This window comes from Paenibacillus sp. P4_A9 (assembly GCF_056402415.1).
The window spans coordinates 103,217-109,309 of sequence record NZ_JBFUHL010000014.1; the positions used below are offsets into that span (position 1 = coordinate 103,217).

Genomic DNA, 6,093 nt, shown 5'->3' on the forward strand with positions numbered 1-6,093 from the left:
AGAGTCTATATAATATGTCTGACGGATATACTTCCTTGTTCAAGTTAAGATATAATACTCAAGTCGGGGACGAAACCTATCCTAATTTATTACAGACCAAACTCTAAGCCACTGAATTGATTACTGATGTTAAGGGTGTTCAAATGGAACAAAATAAGAATACAATTTCAAACACAAAGATTGTTGCAAAACCTAGTGGATTCTCTTCTAAAATGAGAGCTGCGGACACATTTTCCTTTACACTAAACCATCCTTCCCCTGTGATTGCAGTAGATGGGGGACGGGTGCCAAGTGTTATTTCTATTTATGATGGCACTGCCAATATTAATTTGTATGATGCTAAAATGAGCGTGTTAAATGGTACTGATACAGTTACCTGTATCGTTACGAATTTACCCGCTCTTGACAGCGACAAATCCTACAGATTGTTAATCAATGATGCCAATATTACTGTAACTGATCGTGCATTTCAACCTAAAGATTCTGCCAATACGGACATTAAGGCATTAAACAATGGCATTCATATCTCTAGCATTGATACGCGATCCAGTTCTGTTTACATGGTTCCCCTTTACAAAGTTGAGCATTTGTTGGCAGAGATCGACTCAACGGACAGCTCAATGCAAACCTATGAAGTTGTGAACAGTGCCGGAGCTCAGAAGGCCCTATCCAACGACATCACTCAGGGTGATAAGCTTATTGTCACGGCTGAAAATGGAACGATTAGAGAGTACGCGCTCCATATATCCACGTTGAAGGCCAATCTGTCACACTATACGATTGGACAAACCCAAGATATTGTACTGGAATACTCAATTAACTTAGCTAATCCAAACAGACAATTTCTATATGGCACGTTGATCTTTACTTTACCTGACGGCATAACGGCCTCCCCGACAGATTGTTTTGACTTAATCGGGCGCGGCTTTGTAGACTTAAACAATGATGCTGTTACTGCCGCACCGAATTACAACCATTCTGGAAGGAATTGGGTAACTCATGTAGGCAACAATGATGATTTGCGTACTAAAGTGAAAATTACTAACGGCGGGCAAACGGTTGTAATTGAGAACACGGATTATAGTAATTACAATGGGGTTGATCTGACCCTTGTTTTGAAAAACAAGATCATTCCCTCTACAGGAGGGAGCTTTACTGCAACCTTTACTGGCTCAGGCTATCCTAGCACTACAGCAACAGCTGCAGAGGACTACACAGAAACAGGAACAACCAAGTTCAATGTGTCCACCGCGGTAAGCGATTTGGTGAGAATGGCTGAAGAAGTTTCCTATTCGACACCAACAATTGCTGTTTTGGAAGCTCTATCCTCACAAGCTGGCACTTTTGTGCATGCTAGCTTGGATAAGGGGCTGACCTGGGAAAATACAGATGTAGCTATATTTGCTCATAGGGCTGTATTGACCAATCTTCTGTCAGATACAACGTATTACTTTAAGCTGATGACGGACGGTGGTTCCTCCAATGTGGTCAGCTACTATACAGGCTTGTACGATGTAACTCAGTTTGGTGCTGTTGCTGATGCCACTATTACAGGCACATTAGATAATCAAAACATTTACAGCGGAACTGATAATACCGCCTCCATTAATGCAGCTATTGTAACAGCCAGTCGAAATGGCGGTGGAATCGTTTATTTCAAAGGTAACTCCAGTTTTGGAACAGGCACCTTGCATTTGAGAAGCAACGTACATCTTTATCTGGATGAGAACTCCCAGTTGGTTGTATTGCCTAACATTGACCCTACGGAGAGCAACTTGAATCTACCTTTTGTACTAGGTCAAGACGTTGGGCATTGTTATTGGCAAGACTCGCTTATGTGGGGCGTCCGCGTAGAAAACATTAAAATTATAGGTAACTCTGCCAAAATTTACGGAAACATGAATCTGCATATTGGTGACGATCCAACACCTGCGGGTGCTGGAACAAAAACCATTTCATTAAAATTGGCTAAAGATATTGTGATTGGTGGGATAGATGAAAGTCATTTGCTGATTATTGAGCAGGGTGGTTGGTTCGCTATATTGACAACGGGCTGCGATAATATTCGGGTTCAGAATATCCTTTTGCCTCACTCCACTGCTTTTCGTCAGCGGGATACTTTCAACTTTATGGCCAACAACAATGCCTCTGCTTATAATGTAACGACACTTAAATCAAGCAATGATATAGCAAAGTTGGGAAGTGACTTCTCTCTTGGATTCGTAAGGCATGTCTCCAACATACATATTGAGAAGATTGTTGCAGGAGATATTAGGGGCGGGAACGTATTCCAATTGGGTTCTGAAACGGTTGGTGATATGGAGAATATTACTGTAACTGACTTGACGCTGACTACCAATTCCAACAAAACAGGTGTTGCGATCTGGGTCAATGATGGCTCCAACATCCGTAATGTGTTCTTCTCCAAGTTAAACTTGGCCAATACATCAGGTGGTATCGCTTTTGGTGTGTTGCCCCGTTATGAGGCTCAAGTGAATGGCATTAGCGTAAGGCTTCCGAATGAGATCAGAAGACCAGGTTCTCTCTCTAACGTGACAGTAGATGGTGCAGTTCTGTCTAGAAATGCTGGAGGACACGGCGGCTTTCCTATTCTGATCCAAGGATATAAAAGATGTGCAGGCACCGGTGCAGATACCTGGGACTTTGGTTCTGTCGGAACCATGATTGAAGGAACCGTTTATCCAGTCAAAAATGTTACCTTAAAGAATGTTCAGTTAACAGCTTCGTATAACGCAGCCAAGTTTGTGCCCCAGTTATCAGATGCTTTCAGCGTAATAGCAGAAGCTAAAAATAATGGCAACTATCGGACATCAGCGTATACCAATGCCACCATCTTTCCTGCCTATGGCATCCTTATGAAATATGTTGATCAAGTAACCGTGTCTGACAGCAAGATTACGTATGACGATACTTTAAGGTATGACCGCTATGCCATTGTGATTGACAATGGCACTAACGTCAAATTGAACAATCTGGATATTTTGCTGGGCGGTCTGGTTGGCGGTGCTGTTCAGGTAAGAGGTGTCTCCAGCTATGAATTTAGCGGCATTCAATGCAGGACATTCATCAAAGATTATCTAACAAAGCCTCCATTGACCATGGAAAGTGTAACAGGTTCTACTCATTTTGATAGTGCTGTCCAGGAAAATCTGCTCGAATCTTATGTGTATCCAGTCTTTCTTCCTGCAAGCCTTCTTGGTTCTGTCGCGCTTCCCGATGCAGCGTTAGATCTTGCTTATACGAATAAAGTGCTAGATGTAGCGGAAAAGGGTGGTTTAGCTGTTATACCAGGTGCTCTGGTACAAGCTGTTCTAGATGGAATTATCTCACTGAAGCCTGTCAAAGCACTTTCGGTTGTAGATGCTTCGGGAACAGCAATAAGTCCTGATGCAGTTGTTGTAACAGGCTACAGACTGAAAGTCGCAGCACCTGACGGTTCAATCACGTATATGGAGTTGTCGTGCCATCTTGATTCGTGATGAAAAGTAAAATAATCGGGGATAAATCAAAAGTCGTTGTTTTATTGCTCTAGGCAACAAAACAACGACTTTTTCAGTGTTTGTAATCCATTCTACTGTTTATGAAGTGCGGGTGATCAAGTCCGCTACTCTCACCATGGCATAATCTAGTGTCCCTCGTACTGTAGACGTGTAGGCGATGTACTCATCATCAAGCACAAATTGCGGATGCGGGTGTGCATGGAAGAACCCGCGCTTAGTGACTTCTGGCGGATTAGGCATGCCACTCGCAATGGCAATTTCCTTTTTTGTTACAGTGTTATAGAACGCGACCAACGATAACGCTGGACCTTTATTCCACTGATACGTGCCTATATCGCCGACTAGATATCGATCATCAGTCGAGGCATGCGAATGGCATGTGCCATGCGGCCATACGTTGGTCCGCTCGCCAGTAAATAAATCGTAATACTCCGTACCATAATCATAATCCACATACCAAATGCCGTTTCCGTCCTTCGCCCACCATTCATGGGTGTGCATATGCATGTTGCGGCCTGAACCATCTGCATATAGTGGCTTTGCTTCTTCTCCGCGACGAATAAGCCAGATACGGTTTTTATAACCGAAATGCTCACCAGTCTTAATATCGTTCCAATGATCTTGACACAACATAATAAGATCAGGATCAGTTGGGCTGAACTGGGCGTGCTTATAACAAGCCTTGAACGATTGCCACTCATCCAGCTTGCCTGTTTCAATATCCATCGTGCACAAACGCCAGGTATCTCCGGCGATCAAATCCAGATTCAAACTCTTTCCGTCAGCTGAACGTGTCAAATGTGTGGTAATACGGCGAATTTCGCTGCCAAATGTTGATTTCGGGAAAAAACCGAGTAGCTGCGGAACGTCATTAGCCTCTGGTCCCCGTTTGTACACATTGGCATCAATTGCCCAATACACTTCCCCTGTCTCCGGATCAATCCATGGTGCTTCTGACACAAATCGTGTCTCTGGATAAATCCGAACTTCTTGCTTCTGCATGTCCACAATGCCCATACACTGACCCGGCGATGGCGGATATGACGMATAAAACCACATGTATCGCCCATCATTAGTCATATTTGAGTTTGTAAAGTAAAATGCTTGTTGAAAAGGCGCATGACGATCTTTTAATAAATAACTGGTAACGCCAGACTCTGGGTCTACCCACGGAACAAACAGATCAGATTTCTCTGGTTTGCAGTACAAGTTTCTGCTCACTTGTCCATCCCTGCCTTTTGCTTTCTATATTTTGATTACTCATTTTCCCGATGCTCATTGCGATATTGCCCCGGCGTTTTCCCTTCCAGTTTACGGAAAAACCGAATAAAATTTTGTGCATTTGTATATCTTAACTTTTCAGCAATTTCGTTGATTTTCAAGTCTGTCTCGCGCAGCCATTGCTTCGCCATATCCATCCGATACTGACCCACATAATCGCTGAAATTGATGCCCGTTTCTTTACGAAATACCTTCTTTATATAATCAGGGTGGTAGCTCAGCCGGTCTGCACACGATTCTAATGTAATATCGGTATCGAACTCTTCATGAATCATATGCCGCATTCGGTCTGAGATCGTTTTGTAATGATCCTTCGCTCGGCTCTCCATGTAGTGTGTCATTGGAAGTACAACAACCTCGCGAAACCACGCCTCCACTTCCTGAGCCGTCTTCATCTCGACCTTCTCTTCAAACAAGCTCCGCTGCGTCGCATGGAGTCTCTCGTACAATTCAGATTCGACTTCGACTTCCTTCATAAAAATGATAATGAAACGAACGAGCGCCATTTGCACTTCACGCTGTGATAGCGTATCACTGAACAGTTCAGTCATACAGCACTTCAAACTTTCCTCTACGATCGAAAGCTCAGCCAGCTTTACTGCATCAAGCAGCTTTTGACTAAGTTCTTCAGGAAAAAAGTCACGAGTCATCCTGTTTGGCTGCACCTCATCTATAAACAAAATCGAGCCTTCACCTAAAGTAATACGATACTTTAGTGCTTCTTCTGCTTCATGAAGCGCATGAGGAGCTTCTTTGAAAAAACGGTGCGGTCGGCTAATGCCGATGCTGACCTTGATTTTCATATATTGCAAAATCGTACGTTGAATCTTATTCGCCAGTTCAGCAATCGAACGCTTAAACTGTTCCTCATCCATAGAATTGGTTCCTACCACCGTCACTTGCGAACGATTGTAGAGAATAGGCTGCAAGCCATTGTTCTGAGAAACGAGCTCTGTCACAATGTTATTGATCGCAAACATCAACAGATCCGTGTCGGACTCCTGAAAGCGGGTGTTCTTCAACTGATCCAGTTGCAATGACAGCACGGTAAAAGAAGACCAATAAGCATAACCAAATCCGGCTAACTTTTGTTCAATATCATTGGCATCAATGTCACCCTGCAGCAATTTGAATACAAATAACTCCTTCAACTGAGGCAATTGTCCCTGAAGTTCGCTTTTCATACTTGATTCACTATTTGCTAAACTACCAAGAAAATCCAATATATCATCAAACTCATCACTGCTCTTCGTTCTTGCACCAGCCCTCGAATCAACTAATTGGTACAATT

At 43.2% G+C, this 6,093-nt stretch carries 3 protein-coding genes; 1 reads left to right on the plus strand and 2 read right to left on the minus strand.

Going from position 1 to position 6,093, the window contains the following annotated elements; all coding sequences use genetic code 11:
- Positions 1–260 precede the first annotated feature (260 nt).
- Complete coding sequence (locus AC1DVJ_RS12830) at positions 261–3,500, plus strand: hypothetical protein (RefSeq protein ID WP_477591242.1); 3,240 nt, start codon at positions 261–263, stop codon at positions 3,498–3,500.
- A gap of 99 nt (positions 3,501–3,599) precedes the next feature.
- Here AC1DVJ_RS12830 and AC1DVJ_RS12835 read toward each other — a convergent pair whose 3' ends face one another.
- Both AC1DVJ_RS12835 and AC1DVJ_RS12840 read right to left on the minus strand, forming a co-directional pair.
- The gene (locus AC1DVJ_RS12835; protein ID WP_477591244.1) at positions 3,600–4,742 is read right to left on the minus strand and encodes a hypothetical protein; all 1,143 of its coding nucleotides are present in this window, start codon (positions 4,740–4,742) and stop codon (positions 3,600–3,602) included.
- Between the two features lie 35 nt (positions 4,743–4,777).
- Positions 4,778–6,093 (minus strand): helix-turn-helix transcriptional regulator (locus tag AC1DVJ_RS12840; RefSeq protein WP_477591246.1); only part of this gene is annotated, 1,316 nt, incomplete at its 5' end.